Consider the following 22,165-nt stretch of genomic DNA (forward strand, 5'->3'; position numbering starts at 1 on the left):
TGGAGCAAGGCAAGACCTCTGCAGTGGACTCGCAGGCCCAGGAGCGATGGAATAGCGATGAGACGTGGCGATTGTTCGGCGGCCGGGGAGTCGCGACTAGATGCTCTCGCCGCTGCCGATCCCCGTGAGAAGGCTGCGAACTGCACCGGCATGGGGATCTCCGAGGGGATCGAGGATCTGTAGTGCCTGCTGCCAGCAGCGTTGCGCGTCTTCGTGCTGGTCGGCGGCATGGTGAGTGTCGCCGAGGGCTGCCAACGTGAGCCCTTCGCAGCGGCGGTCGTCGAACCTGCGGAACAGCTCCAGGGCATGCGTGTGCCGCTCCAGGGCCTGGTCGAGCCGGCCGACCTGTTGATACGCCAAGCCGAGGGGATAGGAGGCCCAGGCGACGCTCCAGTGATCGTCGATGCTGCCGAGGATGGCAACGGCTTGCTGGTAGTAAGCAATCGCCGTGTCGAGGTCTCCGCGTGCGCGGTGCCCGTTGCCGAGGCTGAGCAACGACATGCCCTCGCCACGGGTGATGCCATGGGAGCGAAAGACCTCTCTCGCCTGGCCGTAGAGGCTCATGGCCTCGTCCGTCTGCCCAAGCTCCTCGTGGATGAGGCCGAGTCCACGCAGGCAAAAACCTTCCACCCAGTGGTCGTCGACTTCACGGCTCGCGGCGACGCCTCGGTGATAGCAGTCGAGCGCGGTCTCGCGCTGCCCCATGCGCCAGTAGGCGTCGCCCAGGCAGCGGAGGTTGGCAGCCTCGCCGAGGCGCGATCCGGCGGAGCGCGCCGCACGTAGGCCGGTGAGGTGGATGTCGCGCCAGTCGGCCCAGTAAGACTTGAGCTCGAAGAAGCCATCGCTTACCACCGGCAGCTGCCAGGCGATGTCGAGTTCTCCCAGATCGTCGGCCTGCCGAACGGTGTCCAGAAGGTTCAGCCGCTCCCGCTCGAACCATGCCATCGCCTCGGTCACCGAGCGCGGAGGAGCGAGGGCGACGCCGGTTTCGCCTGCGGGCAGAGCGACGGCATGCGAGTGCGGGAGAATAGCCTTGCGGCCTTCTTCGGCCATCCGCAGATACCAGGAGTAGACGCGGCGTCGCGATTGGCGCTGCTGCGCGGGCGTCTCCTCAGCCTGTGCTCGCTCCAGCGCGTAGGCGCGGAGAAGGTCGTGGAAGAGGTATCGGTCGCGGCTCGAGTTCTGCACGAGGTGCGCAGCGGTGAGCTGGTCAAGCAGATTGCGGGCTCGGGCCAGACCCACGCCAGTGAGGGCTGCCGCCGCTGCCACCGAGATGTCGGAGCCTGCGTGTAACCCCAGTAGTCGAAAGAACCGTGCCGTGTCGTCGGGCAGCGTCTGGTAGGACCAGGAGAACACCGCCCGTACGTCGGAGAGTTCGTCACCGTCGACCGCGAGGGCGTCGAGCTGATGCTCGGCCAGGGCGAGGTCTGCCACGAACTCGGCGAGGGTGACATGGGGAGAGTTGGCGATGCGCTCCCCGATGATTCGCAGGGCAAGGGGGAGGTAGGCGCAGCGGCGAGCAAGTTCAGCGGCCTCCTGCGGCTCAGCGCTGACGCGTCCCCCGCCGATGCTATCGCTGAGCAGCGCTATCGCTTCTTCGGAAGTCAGGACGTCCAGAGTCATCCGCGATGCTCCTTCCCGTGCCACGAGACCGGACAGTCGGCTGCGGCTGGTCACAATCGCCATGCAGGTCGGCGTGGCCGGGAGTAGTGGCCGGACCTGGCCAACGGTTGACACATTGTCCACCACGATCAGGACGCGCTTGCCGTTCAGTACGGACCTGAAGAGGGCGGCACGTCCGTCAGTGTCCGTGGGGATCTGCTCCGCCGGCACGTGCAGGGCGCGCAGGAACGTGTCCAGCGCCTGGCCAACGTCGAGGACTGGCCCAGGGCCGTAGCCGCGCATATCGACGTAAAGATCGCCGTCGGTGAACCACCGGCGTACGCGGTGAGCCCAATGGACAGCCAGCGCTGTCTTGCCCACACCAGGTGCGCCCGCGATGGTGGCCACCGTCATTGGCCGAAGGCCCGCAGCTATGGGTCCGTCGTCGGTCGGCAGCGCCGCGTCCAGCCGGGTGAGGGTCTGCTTGCGGTTGACGAAGCGGGTGGCGTCGAGGGGGAGTTGACGCGGCGGCTTGAGTCCTTCACGTTCTCGCCCCGGCGGCGAGCGGCGGGTCATGGGGCGTTGATCTGGAGCTGGTCTGCGATCTTCCGATAGGGGACCGAAGCTGAGACGGCCGCATCACGCCACAGATTGGCCTGCACGATTTGCTCCGGCTCGCTGATCAACTCTCCGGAGACGAAGTGCCCACCCTCGTCGTAGTACATGGCCACCAGCCGCGCCGAGTCGAACAACCAGTAGTCGTAGTGCGGCAACACGACCGGCCAGTCATCGCCGGGGACCACGATGAGGCGGACGTCCTCACCCGCCTCGACCGTGTGCTCGTAAGCCCACCCACACTCGAACCGCACATAATCGGATAGCGGCTCGGCGACGACATGGACCCGGTGCATGCGCTTGCCCGCCGACACCGCCGCCCGCACGGTCTCGCACCATGCTGCGATCCCGGGAAACTCGCCGCGGGTCTGACCCGCCAGAAAGCGCGCGAACTCGTCCTGCTCGTACGAGACGTCATACCGCTGAAGCGTCTCCAGCCGGTAAGCCGTGTAACGGAAGTCGCGAAACAGTTGGTTGAACTCGTCGTCATCGAGAGACGTGAACGACCGGGTCAACGCCCGATCACCGCTGCTCGGACTCGCGGTAGCGCTCAATGGCACCGAGCAGGACCTCGGCGGGAATCCGCACCGCGCCCTCACCAGGAAGAACGTTCTCTAGCTCGCCGGTGGTGTCCTCGTCAATGAGGTTCCCTTGAACGACAAGCTCCCCGCTTTCACCGAGGTAGACCGTGGGGCATCCGTTGCCACCCGAGCCAGGATCCTTGTAGAGCTTGGTCAGCTTCATCGCGACCTCCATCACAGAGACAAACGGCTGGCACATGCTGTCGGTCAGGAGAGTAGTGCTTAGCGTAGTTGCCCAACAAGCCGATACCTTGTATCTGATCTTGGCAACTGGGGGCGCGTCGCCGCGCCGGCCGAGGTCCGGTGCCGGCCTCTGGCGCGTACCGTGATCGCCGATATTGCCCGCGGGCAGCCGGCGCCGGCCGGTGTGGAGCGACTGGCGACGCTTGTCGGGCTCACTCGCTGACGGTCGCTGGCCTCGGCACCGGCCTCGGGCCCAAGTGTCCGGGACGCCGCGCACGTGGGCTCCTTCTGGGACTACCGGGCGTCGCGCCGACGACGCGCGCGCTCGAACTCGGCGACATCCGACATCCAGGGACCGTGCTGTTCGAGTGCGGCGCAGCCGCCGCGGACGAAGGCGCTCACCAGACGCCGGTAGCCGCCGATCCCGTCCACCAGGCTGTACTCGACCTGGTACTGCGGATCCGACAGGGCTTCCCCGGGTCGCAGCGTCGTGATCCGGGCGACGGAGTCCGCGTAGAAGTGCAGTTGGATCCCCTCGCCCATCTCCTCGTCCTCGATGGTGAACACCTCGTTGTTCCCAGCAGAGCGATCGGCGACGAACTCCCAGAACTCGGCGGAGGCGGTGCGCGGACCCTCCCGTACCCACTTGTTCTCGCCGCCCTTGTCATCGGTGAACGACAGGGCCGTCTTTCGCGCGCTCCTACCGAGGTCGTCGGCCGTCTCCTCGTCGTCTTCCACAGGTGTGCTCCTGGCGCGGTCCGCGGCCTCCGAGCACATCAGAAAGCTCACCGTACGGACCGCGTCGTCGACGAGTGCGGGGTGTGCGCGGCGCACGGCAGCGTCGACCGTCGCCGCCATCCGGTCCCAGTCGCGCTTGTCCGTGGCCCGTTTTCCCCGCCGCGGATCGAGGCCGATCCGCATCCCTGCGCACGCCTGCTCGGCAGTGGCGATCACACGCATGACCTGGGGCAACAGTGCGGCGTCGACGGCACCGGGGCTTCGCCGTGGAATCGTCGCGCCATGCAGATACTGGCCCGTGTAGCGCAGAATCGCCGCGTCGAGTGGCCCGAGGGCTACTCCGCGCTCGGCGCGACGGCGGTCCGCGTGATGCTCCTGAGCACGCCTCTCGTCCGACACCTCCGTTGCCGCGCGCGTCGCCACGCAGACCTGACCGCGATCGAGTAGCTCGATGTCGGCACCGTGGGCGACGAGGCGGATCCGGTCCCACCGGATGCGCCGAAAGAGCGCGTCGACGTCCGAGGGCGGGGAGAGCAGGACCGGGTCCAGGAGCGCGACTGCGGCGTTCTCGTCGAGCTGGCCCCGGGTTCCGGCGGCGTCGCACAGCGGAAGGACCGCACTCCACAGGAGCAGGTGTCTGGCCAGGTCGTCCCGGATCACCGCAAGATGGGCTTCCCTGATCGGGAACGTGAACGTGCGGGGCTCATGGTTGGCGTCGGCCCCGGCGGCGAGCATCAGCCTCAGCTCGCCGTCCGCGCGGATCACCTTCGGGATCCAGCCGCTACGCGTGAAAACGATGTCTCTCATCTGTTCACGACCACCGTGCACATTCGACCTCGAGGCGCGGGTCGGTGCGTACCCAGACCTCGCCCCCGGCGGCCTCGGCCGGGGCGTTCACCCGTTCGAGGCCGAGGAATTCGATCAACTGGAGCAGTTCGGCTCGTTCGGCTCGGTCATCGTCGACATCATGCGAGTCGAAGAAGACGTAGTACGCGTCGCTCGGGTCGACGATGCCGGAATCCGCCCAGATCCGGCCGAACTCTTCGATGGCCGCCGCTTCCGTCGTGAAGGTGGCGGCGCGGGCGGCACCCCGGGTCTCCGGTGACGCGTCGAGGTCGGACAGGTCAGCGAACCACTGGCCAAAGTGGTCGAGGCCGGCATATCCGTTCTCGAAGAACAGCATCGCGCTCGGAAGGTAGCGGTTGCCCCGGTCGACCTGGAGGTGTTCCGACCGAGGTTGGTCCGCATGCTTCGTCCGGGAGATCACACCCCGGCGGGGCCTGATTACCAGACTCTGCTTCGCCGCTTCGTCCTTGATGGTGTAAGTGCCCGACTCTCGACCCCGGAAGAACGCGGAGAACGCCACGTAGGCCTCCTGGGGGTCGCCCACCGAGACGTGTTGATCGTTGCCGTCACCGGCGGCGAAGACGAACAGCTTTGGTCCGGGACTGTAGGGGCGGGCCATGTGCGTCCTTCGTTCGTGTGTGAAAGCTCCGCCAGCGTAGTGGGTAGAACTGACACTCCCGCGCGGTCGTTCCTAGTTCGGCGGCGACGGCGGTGACCGTCATCGACCGGGCCCTTGCCGTCCTGTTCGACGGCCTGCGCCCGCTCGCGCCCCCCGCGTGACGCACAGCCCACTGCCGTCCCGGGACATCATCGGTGGCCCTGGCTCGCTAGGCTCTGCGGCCATGCGTAGCTTCTTGAGGGTCCGTACCCTCGTGGCGGTCACCGGCATGTCCACCCTGCTCCTGATGCCCGTGCCCGCATTCGCGGCCGAGCCCGGTGCTCTCGCCCTGGTCGATGCGGCAACCGACGGCACGCCCGGCAACGGCGGGGTCGGCGGTGCGGACATCTCCGACGACGGGCGGTACGTCGCCTTCGCCTCCACCTCGGACAACCTCGTCCCGGGCGACTCGAACGACAACACGGACGTCTTCGTTCGCGACACCGAGACCGGCACCACCACCCTGGTCAGCGGCGGCCTGGGCGGGCAGCCGGCCAACGACGGGGCCACGTACACCGCGGCGATCTCCGGCAACGGCCGCTACGTGGCCTTCACGTCGTACGCGTCGAACCTCGTGCCCGGCGACACCAACAACGAACGTGACGTCTTCGTGCACGACCGCCAGAGCGGGCTGACGACGATGGCCAGCGCGTTCGCGGGCGGGCGGCAGATTCGAGGCAGCAGCAGCGGTGCCACGATCTCCGACAACGGCCGTTACACCACCTTCATCGTCACCTCGTTCAGCGGGGACCTGGACGACCAGGGCCTCTGGCTCTACGGGCAGGTGGCGTACGTCCACGACCTGCAGCTCGGCAAGACCACACGGATCAGTTCGCAGGCCGACGGCGGCGCGGACCTCTCGGTGTTCGAGGCCGTCATCTCGGGCAGCGGGCGGCGGGTGGCGTTCAGCGCGTCGGGCAACTGGATCGGCGACGGCGGGACGGGTGCCGGCGTCTTCGTTCACGACTTCTCATCCGGCGCGACGGTCCGGGCCAACCTGCCGGCCGCCGAGAGTCGATTCCGCGGCGCGGGAAACCCGAGCATCAGCAGGGACGGCACAAAGGTGTCGTGGGAGTCGTACGAGCCGTACCTGCCGGCGGACACCAACACGACGCTCGACGTCTACGTCCGCGACCTGATCGCCGACACCACCGCGTTGGTCAGCGCCAGCCGGGGCAGCGCAGGCGCGGGCAACAGCCACAGCAGTTCCGGTCGACTGGCTGCCGGCGGTCGTTACGTGTCCTTCTACTCGTCCGCCTCCGACCTCGCTCCCCGCGACGGCAACGGCATCGGCAGCGACGTCTTCGTGCGAGACCTCAACACAGGTCGGACGACTGCGGTCAGCACCACCCCCGCCGGCGCGACCGGCAACGGCGAGAGTTTCAGCGCGATCCCCTCCGCCAACGGCAGCCGGATCGTCTTCAGCTCCAAGGCAACGGACCTGGGCGTCGACCCGGGCGACGGTCACGAACACCTTTTCGTGCGCTGCCTGCGCACCTGCTGACCAACGAGGTCGCACGGCATCGAGGGCCACGACGGCCGGTCCCCGACCGTACCGGCACTTGGCGTCACCCACCCCTTCACACCCCCCGCTGGCGGGTGACGGCCAGGGCGGGGTTTCCGGGAACGTGAGATCCGGGCATGTACCTCGGCAATGCTGGAGGGGAGACGGCGATGCTGGTAAGCGGTTATCTCGGCGCGGTGCTCATCGGTGCCCTCGTCGGCCTGCTGGGCCGACTCATCCTGCCGGGGAGGCAACGGATCGGCGTCTTCGCCACGTTCGTCCTCGGCGTCGGCTCGGCGGTGCTGGGCACGGTGGTCGCCAGGGCGCTCGACATCGACGACGGAGCCAACGTGAAGGTGTGGGTGCTGCGCTGGGACTGGGTCGTGCTCGCGATCCAGGTCGGCCTCGCGATCATCGCCGTGGCCCTGGCGAACATGCTCACCTTCACCCGGCTCGCCGGCGGCGACGAGAAGCCCCGCCGGCGGGCCCGTCGCAGCCAGGCAAAGGACTGACGGTACGGCGCTACTCGCAGAAGACCCGCACGGTGGCATCGGGTGAATCCACCTCCACGGTCACCTCGTCGAGGTGCTCCACGAGTGCCTCCAACTGCTCGGGCTTGAGCTGCGTCAGGTCGATCGGCACCCCTGAGTCGCTGAGTGAGGCATTGGCCTTGACCAGTGCCTGTGGCGGGACGAGCGCCGCCAGTCGTACGCCGGCGCGCAGCAGTTGCAGCGGCACCCGCACGTTGACCCGCGACGGCTCGCCGTTGTCGGTGGCGTCCACAAGCACCCGCAGGTACTTCACCTTGCCCTTCGGTCGGGCGTCGTGACTCCCCGTCGCCAATGCCTGGTCCCGTTCGAGGGCGGCGATGAGCTGCTCCGCCTCCTCGGCGGTGATCTTGCCGGCGGCCAGCATGTCGAGGATGTCCTTGCGTTGTTCGGTCATGCGAACCTCTCCTATCGGATGGCCACGAGCACGGCCGTGCGGCCCTGCTCGATGTCGAAGCGGGCGCCGGGCAGCGCGGAGATGACACGCCAGGCGGCGCGGAGTGCCCGCACCACGCCGATGCGGAACACGACGCAGGCCACGATCGCCGCCAGCACGACCAGGACCACGACCGGGAAGAGCACGAGCACCACGGGGAGCACCGGAACCCAGACGCGGATGGGCCGGCGGTCGGCGCGGTTGACCGTGACGGTCACCAACTGCGGCATCACGTCCGGCCGTCCAGCTCGGCCAACGCCTGCTGTGCGGTGATCTCACCGCGGCGCAACCTGTCGATGATCTCGGCCCGCGAGGGCGCCGGGTCGGTCTCGACGAAGTCGAGCATCTGCGTGATCCGGTTGAGTCGTGACTTGATCGTCGGATAGCTCACCCCGAAGATGCGTTCCATCTCCTTGATCGAGCCGTGGCAGCGCACGAACGCCGTGACGAAGACCTGGTCGTCGACGTTGAGCTGAGCCAGTTGCGGTGGCTCGAACTCGCCCTCGATCGCGACGCCGTTGCTCGCCAGGCGCACGCGCTCGACGACGAACGGCTGCCCACGCGTCAGGCTCGTGAGGTCCTGCCAGTCCATGGCCTGATCTGTCATACCTGAATTTATAACTCATAAATCTTGAACTTCCATGATGTTGATCTTAATTTTCTTTAAGATTGTGCTCGACGGGATGGCGGTGAGTGGCAGGCTCGCGGCAGAGGTGCGCCACGACGGCTCGCACCGGCCCGGAGGGTCGCGATCGCTGGTCACGGCACTGGGTGTCGAGGACTTCACCGATGCCCTGATCGCCTACACGATCGTGGAAGCGGGCTCGCACGACGAGGCGGTTCAGATCTTCTCCGGGCACCCGCACCTGGGGTTGGTCGCCGGAAACTCGATCGCGGTCCTGGAGTGTCCGCCCCCCGCCAGCGTGAGTCGACCTGGCGGTCGCCACGCCCAGCACGGAGGTCTGTGGCTAGCGGTGCCGCGTGACGCTGCCCGTGGCGCGCGTGACCGCGGTCAGGTGGGGATGCCTGCGGCCTTGCTCTCGGTGAGCTGCCACCTGTCGCCGTGACCCGTGGCGATCGCGATCGCCTCGATCAGCCGCCGGGCTGCCGCGGGATCACCGGCGAAGCTGACGGCGGCGTCGAGGCCGACCGGCGGCCCACCGGCGAGGCTCGCGGCCACGGCGATCATCTGCCGGTCCCGGTCCGGCACGTCGGCGGCCGCCGCGAAGTCGACCACCGCCGCCCAGTCGGTGACCTGCCCCATCCGCACGGTGTCACCCATGTCCCAGGGCAGATCCAGGATCCCCACGAGGTCACCGAAGCCCGGCTGGTCCGGCACCGCGGTGAAGGTCAGCAGGTGTACGGCGGCCCGCCGGCCGAGCGAGGCGCCGGTGGCGATGTCGGTGCGCAGGACTCCGCGAATCTCCTCGCCGGTGAACCCGGAGGCGACGTCCGGCCGGGGAGTCCTCCGATGCAGCGGCGGCGCCGTATCCGGGTCGGTCAGCAACTCCGCCACCCGCAGGCACTCCACACACGGCGGCAACGCGGCGATGTCCACGCACCTGTCACTGCGATGCATCTCGTAGGCAGTGTTGATCGCCCACTGGTCACTGCCCCAGACCGGTCGCCCCGGAGTCGAACACAGCGTGAGACCCGTCTCCCCGCCGTCCCCGCCGGCCTCGTCGTCGAGATCCACGGACAGGTGCTGGATCGTGCCATCCGTACACGGTCGAGGTGTCATCGGCTGCTCCTCGTCACTGGCTGCTTCACCGGCAACCCCGTGACAACGAAGCCTATCCATGCTCCGCAACCGGCCCCACCCCCGCCAGAGCTGGGGTGCTCCTCAGGAAACAGGCGCTGGGCTGCCCGGCATGGCGGGGGCCGATGGTGCGGGGCGTCGGCTCGACGGCGACCGCGACGCGACCCGGGCGGCACCGATCCGCCGCTCGGCGCCTGTGGTGACCGGCCTGGTCGTGGCTCCCAACGGGCACGATCCACTCGCCGTGCCGGAAGTCGGGGTGTTCCCGCCCGCCGGACACCCCGGTCGCACCGAACGCGAGTCGATCTTCGTTGCGCGCCGCCGGAGCCGCCCGGTGGGCGCGCTCCGCCCGTCAGTGCGCCTGCTCGATGCGAAAGACTTCTTGCGAAAACAAGCTCAGCAGGCGTATAACCGAGAGAAGTCTTTCGCAAGGGGTGTCGATGGAGCGGAACGAGCCAGAACGCCGGGTACGCGTCCAGGACGCGACCACCCTGCGCGCACTCGCGCACCCGTTGCGCCTGCGGCTGCTGCGCTACCTGCTGGCCGCCGGCCCGAGAACCGCCGCGCAGTGCGCCGAGGCCCTTGACGACACCGGGGCGAACTGCAGCTACCACCTGCGCCAACTGGCCCGGCACGGCCTCATCGAGCGGGCCGACGCCGACGGGACCAACAGGCGTGACCGGCCGTGGCGCGCCGCCGCCACCGGTTTCGAATTCCTTCCGGCTGCCGACGACGCCGAGGGGCAGCAGATCGCCGACGCGCTGACCGCCCTGGGGTTCGACGAGGTGTTCCGGTCGTTGCAGCGCTACCAGCAACAGCAGCACAAGCTTGCCGACGCGTGGCGGGAGAGCGTCACCTTCCACAGCTACACGCTCTCGCTCACCCCGGAGGAGTTGCGGCACCTCACGCTGACCCTGGACGCCGTCATCCGGCCGTACCTGCGCCCGTTGCGTACCGCATCCCCGAGCGACGCCCGGCCGGTCAGCCTCCACCTGCAGGCGTACCCCACGCCGGAGTTCACCTGAGATGTGGACGCTCCTGAGACGCCCCGGATTCGGCCTGATCTGGGCTGCCGGGCTCTCCTCCAGCGTGGCGAGCTGGCTGCTGCTCACCGGGCTGCCGATCTACGTGTTCGGGGTGACCGGCTCGGCGCTCACCACCTCCGCCGTCTTCCTCGTCGAGCTGCTGTGCGGCATCACGCTGGGATCGTTCGCCGGTGCTCTCGCCGATCGCCTCGACAGGTTCTGGCTCATGAGCTGCGTCGCCGTGCTGCAGGCCGCGGTGGTGATCCCCCTACTCGGTCGACCCGACCACCGCCTGTGGATCATCTCGCTGGTCGCCGGAGCCCAGGCGGTGCTGACGCAGACGTTCGACTCCGCGCGCAACGCCGCGCTGCCACGCCTCGTCGATCCCGCTCAGTTGATACGCGCCAACAGCGTGGTGGCGCTGAACAGCAGCGTGGGACGGCTCGTCGGAGGTTCGCTGGGCGGGTTCGCGATCACCCGCGACGGCACCCGCTATCTGGCTGTCGGCGCCGTCCTGGCCTTCGCGATCACGGCGGCCCTGATCGCCACCGGCCGCCGGGCCGCCCACCACGCGACCGCGCGGCCGACGACCCCGGACCGTACGTCGTCGTTCCTCACCGCCTGGCGACACGGCCTCACGGCGATGCTGCGCAACCGGACCGTGCGGGTGACGATCGTGAGTGTGGCGTTGGGCGGCATCGCGCAGGGCCTGTTCGTGGTGCTCTTCGTGGTCTTCGTCAGCCGCGCGCTGCACGCCGACGGCACGCTCACCGGTGTGCTGCGCGGCGTCCAGGCGATCGGCGGCGTGGCGGGCGGGCTCATCGTCGGCATGCTGGGCGCTCGGCTCAGCCCTCGCCTGCTGATGAGTGTCGGGGCGACCACCTTCGCGCTGATCAGCCTGGTCATCTGGAACGGACCGGCGCTCACCCGTCAACCCGAGTGGTACATCGGGTTGTTCATCCTGGTCGGTGCGCCGGGCATCGCGTACGCCAGCGGAGCTTTCGCACAGATCCAACAGAGCGTGCCCGACGCCGAGCTGGGCCGTGCCTTCGGCGTCTACTACGCGATCTTCAACGCCTCGCAGGGGCTGGGCATGGCGGCCGCCGGCCTGCTCGGCGACGTGCTCAGCGTCGTCCTCGTGCTCAACGTGCAGGCCCTTCTGTACCTAACCTCCGGCGCGGTCGCCCACGTGGGCCTGCGCCCCGTCCGGCGGCAGCGCGCCGCCGCACGGCAGCGCGCCACCATCGGTAGTCGCCTGTCGCCCGGCGTCGAAGACACGCCACAGATGTAGGCCCTCGCGCTTCGAGACGGCCGCCGCGTCTACGCGTCCCCAATTGCCGTGAGTGCCGTGTCGAGCGCCTGGTCCGTCGGGACGGGCACGTCGGGGAGCACCCCGACGCCCTCCCAGTTGGTGCCGGTGACGCTGTTGATGGTCCGGGCGGTTGGCACGGTCACGAGGATGTGTTCGGTGACCGGGTGGCGGGCCGTCGGATGCGCGCCGCCACGTGTCGTCTCACCGACGACGACAGCCCGGCCGTGCGCCTGCAGGGTGTACGCCACGTCCTCGCCCCCGGAGAACGTCATCGCGCTGGTGAGCACGTAGACCGGTCGGTCCGCGTAGCGCGGCGCGGGAAGGTGCGGGATCGTCCAGAACTGGCGGGTGGCGCCGGTGGACCGCTCGTAGAAGTCGTTGAGGTGCACCTGGTCGTCGCGGAAGAAGTAGCTGCACCACATCGCGGCGCCCTCGGGTGTCCCGCCGGAGCAGGCGCGCAGGTCGAGGACGAGCGCGGAGCTGAGGGCGACAAGTTGCATGGCCGCGCCGATCGCGGCGGCGCCCTCGTCGGCGTACGCGATGCGCCGCACGTCGATGAGCCCGACGTTGCCGTCCAGGTGCTCGACCCGACGAATGCCCTGGTTCTCCGCCCTGAGCAGCGCGAGGAACGCGGCCCGTCCTCCGTCCGCGTCCGCTGGATCCAGTGACTGCGGCTGGTCTGACCACAGCAGCCGCAGATGCTTGTCCGGGCACACCTGCTGAAGGTGCGCGGTCACCCTCGCGCAGAGCGCCGGCCCGTCCAGGTCGTCGTACTCGCCGGCCGCGAGACGACGCCTGATCGCGGCGTCGATGTCCGCGACCTGTGCGGGAAAGACGTACCCTGCCTCGATCCGGTCCAGGGCCTGTCCGACTATCTGTTCGTTGGAGAGCACGGCGGCATGGTAGACCGTCATCAACCCGTGGCCATTCTCTCGCCCATGTCTGACTTCCGCGGGGACACCTCAGGTGTCTCGTCAAGGTCATCTATTCGCCGGACGCCCCGCCGGAGGGCCGGCTGTGGGTGAGCCGAGGGTGCCTGGAGTTTCTGCCGGCGGCTGGCGGGACAGCGCTCACTCTCGGCGCGCTCCGAGTCGTCATCCGCGAGCTGCTCAAACGGCGTCGCCGACGGCAGGCGCCCGCCCGCGCGTAGGTCGTGCCGTGCCGATGGCGTTCGTGCGGCCTCAGGGGGGTCGACATCAGTCCGTGCGAATTGATCGTGTCTTACCCGTCGATTAGTGTCCGCGTCCGTGAATCACTCTCGAATTGCTTCCGCAGTGTTGATCCTCGCCGCTGCCACCGCGCTGAGCGCCTGCGGTGACGGGGACAAGGCGACGACCGCCGGATCGACGTCGTCCGCCAGCACGTCCGCCGCCGCGACCTCGGCGGCTGCCTCCCCAACCGCGGCACCGGCGTCGTCGGCCGCGACGGGCGCCGTGGGCGACAAGCAACTCTGCACGTCGTTGAAGAAGGCCAGCGACCAGATGAAGGCCGAGCTGGTGAAGGTCGCCATGGCTGGTGAGCCGTCGGCGGCGGACTTCAAGAAGGTCCTGACGGCGTTGTCGACGGAGTTGGGCGCGTTGGCCACGGCCGGCGGAGACGGCAAGGTGGCCGCTGCCCTCCGGCCGTTCGGCGCCGAGGTGGCGAAGGCCGCGGCTGCCGCCGACCCGGCGTCCGCTGCCGACAACCCGGCCTTCATGAAGGCCGGCACCGAGGTCAACGCCGCGTGCACGGCGGCCGGAGTCCCTCTGGGCCTCTGAGCACGATCGTCTCCACGCTGTTGGGGTGACGGTGGTCCGCGGTGGTGACATCCGGGCCACCGTCGCCCGCCGAACGTGCGCGGCCCGCGCCGGTTGTCGACGAGCGCGGGGACGGAATTCCGACGCAGGGAGTTCGCCGGCCCTCGCGTGTCCCACTCTTGTAGTCGGCTCACCGCCGAGGTGACCGAACACAAGGGACAGTGGAGGTTGGCATGCTGATCATCGCCGCGGACAGGGCGACGTACCCGCCCAACGGCCAGATCCCCAACCTCGAAGACGACGAGAAGGCCTACGCCGAGATCGCCGAACGAATCGCGTCACTCCTGCCGGAGGGATTCGAGGAGAACGCCTTCGGGCAGCTGGTCACCTGGTCGGCGAGCGCCCTGGGACGCCCCCAGAGCTTCGCGACGTGGGCCGAGGCCGTCACGGCCGCGACCGCCTACGCGCGGGGCGAGTTCGCCGGCAACACCGACCAGCGCCAGCGCGACCAGCCCTTGGAGGGCAACGCACTGGACCGGCTCGGGACGGCGCTGCTGAGCGCGGGGCAGACCGACGACCCGCAGATCAAGCTGCGCGAGAAGAGCCGCAGGTGGGCCAACTGCGGGCTGGCCGCGTTCCAGATCCGCGAGCAGTTGCAGGCCAAGGGTGGCAAACTGGCCAGCAAGTCCCGCGAGGCCTACGGCGTCGGCAAAGATGCGGATCTGAAGAGTGACCTGCTCGTCCTGCCCAGCGCGACCACAGTCCTGCTGCTCGACTGTCAGTTCCCGCAGGTGCACAACTTCGTCATCGAGGTACACCACGACGGGTCGCGCTTCCTCGCCCAGGGCTACCAGGGCTTCTACTTCGCGCAGTGGTGGCTCGGACTGGACCAGAGCTATTCCGGCACGCCCAGCGCCGAGATCCTCGCCCTGCGCGAGCGATACGGGTTGGGCCGGCAAATCACCACGCCAAACTACGAGAGCCTGCTCGACGGCCTGGTCGCGGCCGTCGCGTCCGGCTGGCCGGAGACCGCGGACCAGTGGAGGACGTTGCCGTTCAACCCGGACCCGCAGGAGATCGACGGGATCCGCCACCGGTCCGGCTCGCCGACGTTTCTCGTAGAGGCGTTCGAGGTGGGCCAGCCGGCGGCGGCTCGCGCGAAGCTCGGCGGTGACGCCCGCGCGTCGCTCAGCGAGCTGGCGACGCGCAGTCTGACCACCGACTGACGGCTGAACCGGCGCCGGAGTCAGCGTGACCCCTCAACGCTGGTGTGTGAGGCGGCGGCGACATGCGGGCCTGTCGTGCGTCTGGCGACGGCCACCATGATGATGGTGCTGACCAGCGCGGCGACGGGGGCGAGGGCCAGGCCGTGGCGGACGCCGTTCGCCACCACCAGACCGGTGACCGCCGAGCCGGCGGCGCTGCCGATGGTGAACGCGGTGGCGACCCAGGCGAACGCCTCGGCCACGGTGCCCGGCGCTGCGAGCTGATCCACCAAGAGGAAGATGGCGGTCAGCGCCGGCGGCAGAGCCAGACCGCTGACCGCCAGCAACACCGCCATCAGGCTGGGGCGCGGTGTCAGCAGCAGCGGCACGAAGCCGAGGGTCAGCCCGGCGGTGAGCAGCGGCAGCCGCCCTGCTCCCGCCGGCGCGGCCCGGGTGTAGAGCAGGCCGCCGACCAGGGCGCCGGTTGCCTGCGCGGCGAGCAACCAGCCGGCCAGGCGCCGGTCGCCGGCCTCCTCCGCGTACGCGGTGATCGCCACCGCGATGCCGCCGACCGCCATCCCCGTGCCGGCCACCCCCACCAGCAGGGCCGTGAACCGGGGCACCCGCAGCGGGCCGGCCCAGTGCCGGGCCGCCGGGACTCCCCGCCAGGCCCGCACGGCGGGCGCGCGGACGAACGCGGCGGTGCCGGCGAGCTGCAGCAGCGCGGCCACCACCAACCCGGCGACCGGCCCGCCGAGCGCCACCGCGAGCAGCGTCGTGAGCGGGCCCACCACGAAGATCACTTCCTGTACGGCGACATCCAACGCGTACGCGGCCGGCACCGCAGCCGGGGGCAGCAGATCCGGCCACAGCGAGCGAAGGCACGCCTCCAACGGGGGAGCGCCGAGCCCGGCGACCACGGCGCCGACGGCCGCACCTGTCGCGCCGAAGGCGCCGGTGGCCACGAAGCCGAACCCGGCCCCGGACAGCACCGCCGCCAGGCACAGCACCGGTGGTTGACGCCAGCGGTCCACCGCTCGGGCGAGCAGCGGCGTACCCACCGCCACCCCTGCGGTGTACGCGGCGACGAGCAACCCGGCCGCGGCCAGGCTGAACGACTCCCGCGCGAACAGCAGGAGGGCGAGCGGCCCGGAGGCCGACGGCAGCCGGCCCACCTGGGCGGCGAGCAGGACCCAGAGCACCTGCGGGGCACGCAGGACCACCCGGATACCGGATGAGGACATGAGACATCGCTCCCGATGCGATGGAAGGAACCACAAGGACCCACGGGCACCAGCCGGCGTGGGTCAGGGAGCGAAGTCGGACCGCTCGTGGTCGTTGCCGTACAACGGCAGAGCGGGCGTGGTCCACCGGGCGTACGACGCCGCGACCGCCTCAACCGGAACCACGAACTGACCGTATCGCACGCCGGCGGTCCACGGGGGGCGCGCCCTACCCGTTCCGTGCGGCCCGATATTCCAGGATCCTCTCTACTTCATCGACCCGCCACCGAAGCACATCCGTGGGACTCAGTTCGGAACCTGTCTCGCGCAGCACCTCGAGGCCGTGCTGATCCTCGCGTAGGGCGAGGCCAGCGGCAGCGTTGAGCCTCGCGTACAGGTAGTCGTCGGTCAGGTGCGCGGTCAACAGGTTACGAACCGTCGGGGTGTCCAGGCCCGATTCCGCCAGGCTGAGCAGGGCGTTGGCGCGGACTCGGCCGTCGCGGTCAGCCGCGAGGTGAATCAGCGCCGCCACCACGCCCGGCGGCGTGTCGAACGGGTGGGGAGGCAGATTCATATACATACCCAGGCGTGGGTGCTCGCCGATGGCGTAGCCGAGCACGCCAGCGACGTGCCCGCGGATGTCCGGGTCAGGATGAACGGCATGGTGCAGGATGTCCGTCAGGTCACCACGACCGGTGTACTCGGCGAACGCGCCGATCACATTGCCCAGCGCGATCGGATCGTCCTCGGCGCGCAACCGTGGCCTGAGCACCTCCAGCGCCTGCGCCTTCAGGGGTTGCTCATCGCAGCCCAGGTAGTGCAACAACTGGGTCGCGAACCTCCTGGTGTCGACCGAAGGGTGTGCCACCAGGTTGGCAGCCCACCGGAACTGGTCCTCGGCGGACAGGTGATACGCCATGCCGACCTCGGCCTGGCCCCAGTCGCACGACTGCGGGTCTGCGTGGAACAGGGCGCGTGCCAACAACTCGTCCGGGGAGACGGGTATGTCGAATTGGTGTTCCAGATAGGTGACGATCGCCCGATGATCGAGCTGCGTCTCGGCCTGCCGCCCGTCGGCCAGGGTCAACCGGATCCTCGTCGCGTGTTCCGACTCCTGCTCCCTGGTCAGGATCCGTATCCGCTCGACGGCGGCCGGCTCGTCCGGGTGCGCACCGAGCCGACGACGCAGTTCGACCTCCGGGTCGAGACCCAGCCACAGCCGTGCGATGTCCAGCGCACCGCGCCTCAGGTGCTGCGGCACCTGCTTCCGCCACCATGGGACCTTGTGCACCATCTCCCACAGGACCTCGTACGCCCCGAAGTCGGCCGCCCAGGACACCGGATCGACACCGTCGTCCCACGGGCGGGCCGGATCGGCTCCGGCCTGGAGCAGGCTGGCGACGACATCGGCGTTACCCCCGAACACCGCCGCACGCAGCAGCCCGCTGCCCTCGTCACCCGCGAGCGCGTCCGCCGACGCCGTCCGTAACAGCCGGTCGAGAGACGACGTGTCACCGGCCCGCACCGCCGCGAGCAACTGCGCATCCACCCGGCCACCCTGCCCGAGCGAAGGCCGGCGGTCGAGCGGTTATCGAGGCGCCACCTGATCGACGCCGACGTCACCCGCGCCCGTTCCGCCTGGCGATCGCCGACGTCGGTGATGAGTTTTCGCGCCGGCGCCCGTCACACCTACGACAGGACGTGCCGAGGCGGAAGGATGACGCGATGAGTGCGGACACACGGCTGGACGGGTTGGGCGAGGTCGACGAGCTGACGTTCTCGGGGCTGGCGGCTCGGCACCGGCGGGAGTTGCACGTGCACTGCTACCGGATGCTCGGGTCGTTCGAGGACGCCGAGGACGCCGTGCAGGAGACGTTGCTGCGTGCCTGGCGGCGGCGGGAGACCTTCGAGGGGCGGTCGACGTTCCGGGCCTGGCTGTACCGGATCGCCACGAACGCCTGCCTGGACCTGCTGGCCAAACGCCGCCCGGAACCCGCGACCGGCGGTGAGGTGCGTTGGCTGCAGCCGTACCCGGATCGGTTGCTCGACGAGCTGCCCGCCGGTGGCGCGGACGAGCCGGAGGCGCTCGCCGTCGCGCGGGAGACGATCGAGCTGGCGTACGTGGTCGCGGTCCAACACCTCGCGCCGCGCCCACGGGCGGCGCTGATCCTGCGTGACGTGCTCGGGTGGCCGGCGAAGGACGTCGCGGACCTCCTCGGGGACTCCGTCAACTCGGTGAACAGCGCGCTGCAACGGGCCCGTGCCGGCATGCGGGAGCACCTGCCCGCCGAGCGGCAGGACTGGACCGGTGGCGAGGAGGACCCCGACACCCGCGAGTTGGTACGCCGCTTCACCGACGCCGCCGTGGCCACCGACGTCGACGTGCTCGCGGCCATGCTGCGCGACGACGTCCGCTGCTCGATGCCGCCCACGCCGGGCCTGTCCGTCGGCCGCGCCGCGGTGGTCAACGGCTGGGTCCAGGACGGGTTCGCCGACCTTCGGGGCCTGCGCGCGGTCCCCACCTCGGTCAACCGGCAGCCGGCCGTCGCCTTCTATCTGTGGCGCGCGCCGGAGGGCGTATACCTGCCGCTGACGATCGACGTCCTGCGCGTCACCGGCGGAGCGATCACCGAGATCGTCACCTTCCACGACGACCAGTTCCCGCGGCTCGGGCTGCCCGAGCGCCTGCCGGCCGACGACGCCGAATAGGCACGCCGCCCGGCGGCGCACGTCGCGCTGGCCGCACCCCTGTCGAAGAGTGGAGGAACGTCGCTCAGAGTTGGGCGACGACCACCCTGGTGGCCTGGGCGATGAGGGCGTCGTCGGGGGTGGCGTCCCTCGTGCCGCGACTGGACAGCACGGCGAGCACGATGGGGGCGCGGTCGGGGGGCCAGAGCACGGCGATGTCGTTGCGGGTGCCGTACCCTCCGGTCCCGGTCTTGTCCCCGACCACCCAGCCGGCGGGCACCCCAGCGCGCACCAGCGCCGCGCCCGTGGTGTTGCCGCGCAGCCAGCCGCGCAGGACGTCACGGTCCGCGGGCGTCAGGGCGTCCCCCACGGTGTACGCGCGCAGGTCGCCCACCAGGGCCCGCGCGGTGCTGGTGTCCCGCGGGTCGCCGGGTGTCGCCTCGTTGAGCGCGGTCTCGTAGCGGGTGGCGTCGGTGACCGTGTCGCCGAGGGCACGCAGCTTCGCCTCGAAACCCTGCGGTCCGCCGAGATGACGGAGCAGCAGGTTGCCGGCGGTGTTGTCGCTGTAGCGCACGGCGGCGTCGGCGAGAGCGCGCAGGCTCATGCCCTCGGCGACGTGGGTGCCGGTGACGGGGGAGTGGGCCACCAGGTCCCGCGCCGAGAAGCGCACCACCCGGTCCAACTCGGCGTCCGTGGTGGTGTCGAGCACCTCGGCGGCGGCCAGCGCCTTCCACGTCGAGGCGTACGCGAACCGTTCGTCAGGTCGGTGTCGCACGGTGCGGCCGGTGCCCGTGTCGACGGCGTAGATGCCCAACCGCGCGCCGAACGTCTGCTCCAGCCGCTGGAACTCCTGCGCGGCGGCCGGCGACGGCGCGGCGGCCGGCGGCGGGGAGAGGGTGACCTCCGGGCTCGGCGTCGCGCGCGCCTCGGGTGCGTCGCTGGCGCGGCACGCCGACGACGACACCAGGGCCGACGTCGCGGCCACCGCGGCCACCAGGCGTCGGACAGCGGCACCCATCATCGTTCCTCCTGATCAGCCGGCGGGTCATCCGCGACGACCCTACGGTGGCGGTCACCGAGGTCGTGTCGCGGTCAGTCGTGGGGGAGCCGGCGTGGCTCGATCCGCAGCCCCCGCCCGAGCTGCCAGGAGGCGGTGGGCCACGCCGCGATGAAGCCGGCGATCAGCCCCAACTGGCCCGCGAACCAGAAGATGGGGCTGTCCGGGCGCAGGGGTGGCTCCGGAAAGACCACCCGGTGCGCGAGCGTCAGCCAAACGAACAGCGCCAACTCGAACGCGGTGATCGTCAGCAGTTCGACCTTGGCGACCGTGGACAGGGCGTGCCAGATCTTCGTGACGCCGCGGCCCGGTGCGCCGACGTACCGGAAGAGCACCGCTATCGTCACCGCCGCCAGGTAGTCCCCGGCGTAGTCGACCCAGAGCGTCTCCTGGGCCGGGTCGGACCTGACGACGTACAGGGCGACCTCGGCGACGACGAAACCGAGCGCGCAGTGGGCGCCGCAGCGGGACACGCGGGTGACGACGACGCCGCGCCGGGGCCGTCGCGGCTTGTCCTCCCGCCGCCGTCGGGAGTACGTCTCGGGCCTACCCCAGTTCCAGTAGAGGCGGACGGCGGCCGGGCCGACGTAGAGGACTGTCACCAGCCAGACGATCTCCATGACCCGGACCGGCTGACGGTGCCCACGAAGATAGGTGTCGGCGACGACGATCGCGCAGCTGACGACCCCGACCGTGAGCGAGACCCAGGACAGCGTCAGGAGCCAGGTGGGTTGCATCCTCGCCCCTTCCCCGCGCGGGACGCCGAGGCGCCTCCCGCTGCCGTATTCGAAGGGGGGCGGCACCGACCGAGGGCACCTCGCAGTGTTCCATGCCCCACCCGCAGGCAGCGGGAGATCGGGTGTTCCCGCCGACCGCGGCACCCTCTGGGACGGCAGCGCCCGCTTCTCCGAGTTGCGCCGACGCGTCGAGGGCGTCTCGCAGAAGATGCTCACCCAGACCCTTCGCGGTCTCGAACGCGACGGTCTCGTGACTAGTGCTGTGACCACTAACGTTCACCGGGTTGTCGGTGGTGTTGTGGTTCCTCGCCCAGACGTTGTCGGAAGCGAGCGACTCCCCACCGATGGTGGGGCGGGCCTCAGCCGGCCAACTGACCCTGACACCGCTGGTGGGCGGCGTGGGTCACGCCGGGACAGCCCGGCACCGGGAAGGTGTCGGCCTGCTCGACGGTGCGTGATGACCGCACCCATGTCGGGTGCGGTGGTGGTGACGCCGCCCGGGGTCCGGGTGGCGATGGTGAACGCCGCGGCAACATCACGATGCCCGACGAACCCGCAACTCCTGCACATCATGGTCCGCCCGCGGGGCTTGACCACTGTGCGCCGGCACACCGGGCAGGTCGACGACGTACCCCGCTCATCGACCAGATGCACGGTGATCCCGGCCAGCTCCGCCTTGTCCTTCAGGACCGCGATCGCCCGGCCGAGTCGCCACTGCCGCAACCGCAGGTTGTGCCGCCGACCCGCCGGCAGATCGAGGACACCACGCGGGTCACCGACGGTCAGCGTCCCGACCCGGTGCTGCACTGCCCAGCCGATCACGGTCTTCGCGGCCTCGTGCCCGGCCTGCCGTACCCGACGCCGATGCCGACCCTCCATCAGCCGAGCCCGCCGGCGGGTCTTGCGCCACCGCCGCGAACCCCGCTGGCCCTTCTTCGGCGCACGGGCGGCGGTCGCCCGGCGGCGGCCTTTCGTGTCGGCCAGGTGCTGACGGTGCTCGGCGCGGATCGCCCGGCCGGACACCAGCAACATCTGCCCGTCACCGGCTGCCACCGCGTACGGGTGAATGATGCCCAGGTCGACCCCGGCGATCCGCCCCCGCTGCGGCTCCTGACCCGCAGGGTAGGTCGCGACCGGAAGTTCCGCGGTGACCTCGACCCACAACCGCCCCTGATCGAACACCAGCGTCACCGACCGCACCGCATCATGAGGGTAGGGAACCGCCCGGTCCAGGCGCACCACCAGCGGCGGGCTCCCGGCCGAGGTCGGCAACCGCAGCCGCCGTTGACTCAGACCGAACGTGCCGTGATACCAGCGGACCGGCATCAACGACCGTCGCCGCCGCGGATACCGCACCTCACCATGCCCCGCCCCGCGGCGGGCGGCAGCGCTAAACCACGCATCAGAATAGCGACGCAACACCGACCGGGCGCCGGTCGAGTCGAGCTCACCGAACGTGCCCGGACCAGACGCGGCGAGCAGTCGACACAACTCCTGATAGCTCGCGACCGGCCGATCGTGACGACGATGCCGCCAGCTGTTGTATTCCAAGACACACGCCCAAAGATCCCCGGCCGCGCGGAGCAGGCCGAAGCAGCGTCGCCGCTGCGCCCGGGTCAGACGCAGGCCGACCCGGGCGGTGCGATGCACCACCCGCGGCGCTCCCGAATCCCTACGTCTGGGCATACCCGAAGCCAACCACGAGGATCTGA

The 22,165-nt window shown here is 69.9% G+C and carries 23 protein-coding genes and 1 pseudogene; 9 read left to right on the forward strand and 15 right to left on the reverse strand.

Annotated features, from left to right (window positions below; genetic code table 11):
- Positions 1-96: 96 nt before the first annotated feature.
- The 5 genes from ACLQ29_RS21240 to ACLQ29_RS21260 all read right to left on the reverse strand — a co-directional run bounded on the left by ACLQ29_RS21240 (position 97) and on the right by ACLQ29_RS21260 (position 5,184).
- Positions 97-2,178: an ATP-binding protein gene (locus ACLQ29_RS21240; RefSeq protein WP_425773234.1), complete on the reverse strand. Its 2,082-nt coding sequence runs from the start codon at positions 2,176-2,178 to the stop codon at positions 97-99.
- The gene (locus ACLQ29_RS21245; RefSeq protein ID WP_425773235.1) at positions 2,175-2,732 is read right to left on the reverse strand and encodes a DUF6879 family protein; all 558 of its coding nucleotides are present in this window, start codon (positions 2,730-2,732) and stop codon (positions 2,175-2,177) included. The genes ACLQ29_RS21240 and ACLQ29_RS21245 overlap by 4 nt, the downstream gene beginning before the upstream one ends.
- Before the next feature lie 7 nt (positions 2,733-2,739).
- Positions 2,740-2,961, reverse strand: coding sequence for a hypothetical protein (locus tag ACLQ29_RS21250; RefSeq protein ID WP_425773236.1), 222 nt, complete (start codon positions 2,959-2,961; stop codon positions 2,740-2,742).
- Between the two features lie 314 nt (positions 2,962-3,275).
- On the reverse strand, positions 3,276-4,526 hold the full coding sequence (locus ACLQ29_RS21255; protein ID WP_425773237.1) for a DUF6357 family protein: 1,251 nt from the start codon (positions 4,524-4,526) through the stop codon (positions 3,276-3,278).
- 4 nt (positions 4,527-4,530) lie between these two features.
- Positions 4,531-5,184, reverse strand: a complete 654-nt coding sequence (locus ACLQ29_RS21260; protein ID WP_425773238.1) for a hypothetical protein — start codon at positions 5,182-5,184, stop codon at positions 4,531-4,533.
- Positions 5,185-5,407: 223 nt separating this feature from the next.
- Here ACLQ29_RS21260 and ACLQ29_RS21265 point away from each other — a divergent pair, with 223 nt between their 5' ends.
- Positions 5,408-6,727 (forward strand): hypothetical protein, encoded by a 1,320-nt coding sequence (locus tag ACLQ29_RS21265; protein ID WP_425773239.1) that lies wholly within the window; start codon positions 5,408-5,410, stop codon positions 6,725-6,727.
- 170 nt (positions 6,728-6,897) lie between these two features.
- The gene (locus tag ACLQ29_RS21270; protein ID WP_425773240.1) at positions 6,898-7,239 is read left to right on the forward strand and encodes a GlsB/YeaQ/YmgE family stress response membrane protein; all 342 of its coding nucleotides are present in this window, start codon (positions 6,898-6,900) and stop codon (positions 7,237-7,239) included.
- A gap of 10 nt (positions 7,240-7,249) precedes the next feature.
- Here ACLQ29_RS21270 and ACLQ29_RS21275 read toward each other — a convergent pair whose 3' ends face one another.
- Genes ACLQ29_RS21275 through ACLQ29_RS21285 form a run of 3 tightly spaced genes read right to left on the reverse strand, consistent with a single transcriptional unit; the run spans position 7,250 to position 8,318 of the window.
- On the reverse strand, positions 7,250-7,672 hold the full coding sequence (locus ACLQ29_RS21275) for an SHOCT-like domain-containing protein (RefSeq protein WP_425773241.1): 423 nt from the start codon (positions 7,670-7,672) through the stop codon (positions 7,250-7,252).
- Between the two features lie 11 nt (positions 7,673-7,683).
- Positions 7,684-7,941 (reverse strand): hypothetical protein, encoded by a 258-nt coding sequence (locus ACLQ29_RS21280; RefSeq protein ID WP_425773242.1) that lies wholly within the window; start codon positions 7,939-7,941, stop codon positions 7,684-7,686.
- The gene (locus tag ACLQ29_RS21285) at positions 7,941-8,318 is read right to left on the reverse strand and encodes a DUF2089 domain-containing protein (RefSeq protein WP_425773243.1); all 378 of its coding nucleotides are present in this window, start codon (positions 8,316-8,318) and stop codon (positions 7,941-7,943) included. Before ACLQ29_RS21285 ends, ACLQ29_RS21280 begins: the two co-directional genes overlap by 1 nt.
- A gap of 34 nt (positions 8,319-8,352) precedes the next feature.
- On the opposite strand from ACLQ29_RS21285, the gene ACLQ29_RS21290 reads away from it, so the two are divergent.
- Positions 8,353-8,778, forward strand: a complete 426-nt coding sequence (locus tag ACLQ29_RS21290; RefSeq protein ID WP_425773244.1) for a hypothetical protein — start codon at positions 8,353-8,355, stop codon at positions 8,776-8,778.
- On the opposite strand, the gene ACLQ29_RS21295 is transcribed toward ACLQ29_RS21290, so the two are convergent.
- Entirely contained in the window at positions 8,724-9,452 is a 729-nt protein-coding gene (locus tag ACLQ29_RS21295; protein WP_425773245.1) for a hypothetical protein, read from the reverse strand. The genes ACLQ29_RS21290 and ACLQ29_RS21295 overlap by 55 nt on opposite strands.
- Positions 9,453-9,910: 458 nt before the next feature.
- Between ACLQ29_RS21295 and ACLQ29_RS21300 the strand changes: the two genes are divergently transcribed.
- Complete coding sequence (locus ACLQ29_RS21300; protein WP_425773246.1) at positions 9,911-10,495, forward strand: helix-turn-helix domain-containing protein; 585 nt, start codon at positions 9,911-9,913, stop codon at positions 10,493-10,495.
- 1 nt (position 10,496) lies between these two features.
- A complete protein-coding gene (locus ACLQ29_RS21305; RefSeq protein WP_425773247.1) occupies positions 10,497-11,786 on the forward strand; it encodes an MFS transporter in 1,290 nt (429 codons plus the stop codon).
- A 29-nt stretch (positions 11,787-11,815) separates the two neighbouring features.
- On the opposite strand, the gene ACLQ29_RS21310 is transcribed toward ACLQ29_RS21305, so the two are convergent.
- A complete protein-coding gene (locus tag ACLQ29_RS21310; RefSeq protein ID WP_425773248.1) occupies positions 11,816-12,721 on the reverse strand; it encodes a S41 family peptidase in 906 nt (301 codons plus the stop codon).
- A gap of 333 nt (positions 12,722-13,054) precedes the next feature.
- On the opposite strand from ACLQ29_RS21310, the gene ACLQ29_RS21315 reads away from it, so the two are divergent.
- Positions 13,055-13,564, forward strand: coding sequence for a hypothetical protein (locus ACLQ29_RS21315; RefSeq protein WP_425773249.1), 510 nt, complete (start codon positions 13,055-13,057; stop codon positions 13,562-13,564).
- 212 nt (positions 13,565-13,776) lie between these two features.
- Complete coding sequence (locus ACLQ29_RS21320) at positions 13,777-14,769, forward strand: hypothetical protein (protein WP_425773250.1); 993 nt, start codon at positions 13,777-13,779, stop codon at positions 14,767-14,769.
- Between the two features lie 20 nt (positions 14,770-14,789).
- On the opposite strand, the gene ACLQ29_RS21325 is transcribed toward ACLQ29_RS21320, so the two are convergent.
- Both ACLQ29_RS21325 and ACLQ29_RS21330 read right to left on the reverse strand, forming a co-directional pair.
- Positions 14,790-15,992 carry an MFS transporter gene (locus tag ACLQ29_RS21325; RefSeq protein WP_425773251.1) on the reverse strand — a complete coding sequence of 401 codons (1,203 nt, stop codon included), beginning with the start codon at positions 15,990-15,992 and terminating at the stop codon, positions 14,790-14,792.
- A gap of 208 nt (positions 15,993-16,200) precedes the next feature.
- Complete coding sequence (locus tag ACLQ29_RS21330; protein ID WP_425773252.1) at positions 16,201-17,520, reverse strand: HEAT repeat domain-containing protein; 1,320 nt, start codon at positions 17,518-17,520, stop codon at positions 16,201-16,203.
- Positions 17,521-17,696: 176 nt separating this feature from the next.
- Between ACLQ29_RS21330 and ACLQ29_RS21335 the strand changes: the two genes are divergently transcribed.
- Positions 17,697-18,680 (forward strand): RNA polymerase subunit sigma-70, encoded by a 984-nt coding sequence (locus ACLQ29_RS21335; RefSeq protein ID WP_425773253.1) that lies wholly within the window; start codon positions 17,697-17,699, stop codon positions 18,678-18,680.
- A gap of 64 nt (positions 18,681-18,744) precedes the next feature.
- Here the strand turns inward: ACLQ29_RS21335 and bla are convergent, their stop codons facing one another.
- On the reverse strand, positions 18,745-19,677 hold the full coding sequence (gene bla, locus ACLQ29_RS21340) for a class A beta-lactamase (protein WP_425773344.1): 933 nt from the start codon (positions 19,675-19,677) through the stop codon (positions 18,745-18,747).
- A 74-nt stretch (positions 19,678-19,751) separates the two neighbouring features.
- Complete coding sequence (locus ACLQ29_RS21345; RefSeq protein ID WP_425773254.1) at positions 19,752-20,453, reverse strand: DUF4396 domain-containing protein; 702 nt, start codon at positions 20,451-20,453, stop codon at positions 19,752-19,754.
- 145 nt (positions 20,454-20,598) lie between these two features.
- Between ACLQ29_RS21345 and ACLQ29_RS21350 the strand changes: the two are divergent.
- Positions 20,599-20,730 (forward strand): annotated as a pseudogene (locus ACLQ29_RS21350) (winged helix-turn-helix transcriptional regulator); the annotation flags it as partial.
- Here the strand turns inward: ACLQ29_RS21350 and ACLQ29_RS21355 are convergent.
- Entirely contained in the window at positions 20,730-22,139 is a 1,410-nt protein-coding gene (locus tag ACLQ29_RS21355; RefSeq protein WP_425773255.1) for an RNA-guided endonuclease InsQ/TnpB family protein, read from the reverse strand. The pseudogene ACLQ29_RS21350 and the gene ACLQ29_RS21355 sit on opposite strands and share 1 nt — an antisense overlap.
- Between the last annotated feature and the right edge of the window lie 26 nt (positions 22,140-22,165).

The organism is Micromonospora sp. DT228, from assembly GCF_049841595.1.
In the GTDB taxonomy this organism is placed as follows: Bacteria; Actinomycetota; Actinomycetes; order Mycobacteriales; family Micromonosporaceae; genus Micromonospora.

Bases quoted from the DNA above. Each gene is read 5' to 3' on its own strand.
- ACLQ29_RS21240 (WP_425773234.1), bottom strand. From the start codon at position 2,178: ATGACCCGCCGCTCGCCGCCGGGGCGAGAACGTGAAGGACTCAAGCCG.
- ACLQ29_RS21250 (WP_425773236.1), bottom strand. From the start codon at position 2,961: ATGAAGCTGACCAAGCTCTACAAGGATCCTGGCTCGGGTGGCAACGGA.
- ACLQ29_RS21255 (WP_425773237.1), bottom strand. From the start codon at position 4,526: ATGAGAGACATCGTTTTCACGCGTAGCGGCTGGATCCCGAAGGTGATC.
- ACLQ29_RS21260 (WP_425773238.1), bottom strand. From the start codon at position 5,184: ATGGCCCGCCCCTACAGTCCCGGACCAAAGCTGTTCGTCTTCGCCGCC.
- ACLQ29_RS21265 (WP_425773239.1), top strand. From the start codon at position 5,408: ATGCGTAGCTTCTTGAGGGTCCGTACCCTCGTGGCGGTCACCGGCATG.
- ACLQ29_RS21270 (WP_425773240.1), top strand. From the start codon at position 6,898: ATGCTGGTAAGCGGTTATCTCGGCGCGGTGCTCATCGGTGCCCTCGTC.
- ACLQ29_RS21275 (WP_425773241.1), bottom strand. From the start codon at position 7,672: ATGACCGAACAACGCAAGGACATCCTCGACATGCTGGCCGCCGGCAAG.
- ACLQ29_RS21280 (WP_425773242.1), bottom strand. From the start codon at position 7,941: ATGCCGCAGTTGGTGACCGTCACGGTCAACCGCGCCGACCGCCGGCCC.
- ACLQ29_RS21285 (WP_425773243.1), bottom strand. From the start codon at position 8,318: ATGACAGATCAGGCCATGGACTGGCAGGACCTCACGAGCCTGACGCGT.
- ACLQ29_RS21290 (WP_425773244.1), top strand. From the start codon at position 8,353: ATGATGTTGATCTTAATTTTCTTTAAGATTGTGCTCGACGGGATGGCG.
- ACLQ29_RS21295 (WP_425773245.1), bottom strand. From the start codon at position 9,452: ATGACACCTCGACCGTGTACGGATGGCACGATCCAGCACCTGTCCGTG.
- ACLQ29_RS21300 (WP_425773246.1), top strand. From the start codon at position 9,911: ATGGAGCGGAACGAGCCAGAACGCCGGGTACGCGTCCAGGACGCGACC.
- ACLQ29_RS21305 (WP_425773247.1), top strand. From the start codon at position 10,497: ATGTGGACGCTCCTGAGACGCCCCGGATTCGGCCTGATCTGGGCTGCC.
- ACLQ29_RS21310 (WP_425773248.1), bottom strand. From the start codon at position 12,721: ATGACGGTCTACCATGCCGCCGTGCTCTCCAACGAACAGATAGTCGGA.
- ACLQ29_RS21320 (WP_425773250.1), top strand. From the start codon at position 13,777: ATGCTGATCATCGCCGCGGACAGGGCGACGTACCCGCCCAACGGCCAG.
- ACLQ29_RS21325 (WP_425773251.1), bottom strand. From the start codon at position 15,992: ATGTCCTCATCCGGTATCCGGGTGGTCCTGCGTGCCCCGCAGGTGCTC.
- ACLQ29_RS21335 (WP_425773253.1), top strand. From the start codon at position 17,697: ATGAGTGCGGACACACGGCTGGACGGGTTGGGCGAGGTCGACGAGCTG.
- bla (WP_425773344.1), bottom strand. From the start codon at position 19,677: ATGGGTGCCGCTGTCCGACGCCTGGTGGCCGCGGTGGCCGCGACGTCG.
- ACLQ29_RS21345 (WP_425773254.1), bottom strand. From the start codon at position 20,453: ATGCAACCCACCTGGCTCCTGACGCTGTCCTGGGTCTCGCTCACGGTC.
- ACLQ29_RS21355 (WP_425773255.1), bottom strand. From the start codon at position 22,139: ATGCCCAGACGTAGGGATTCGGGAGCGCCGCGGGTGGTGCATCGCACC.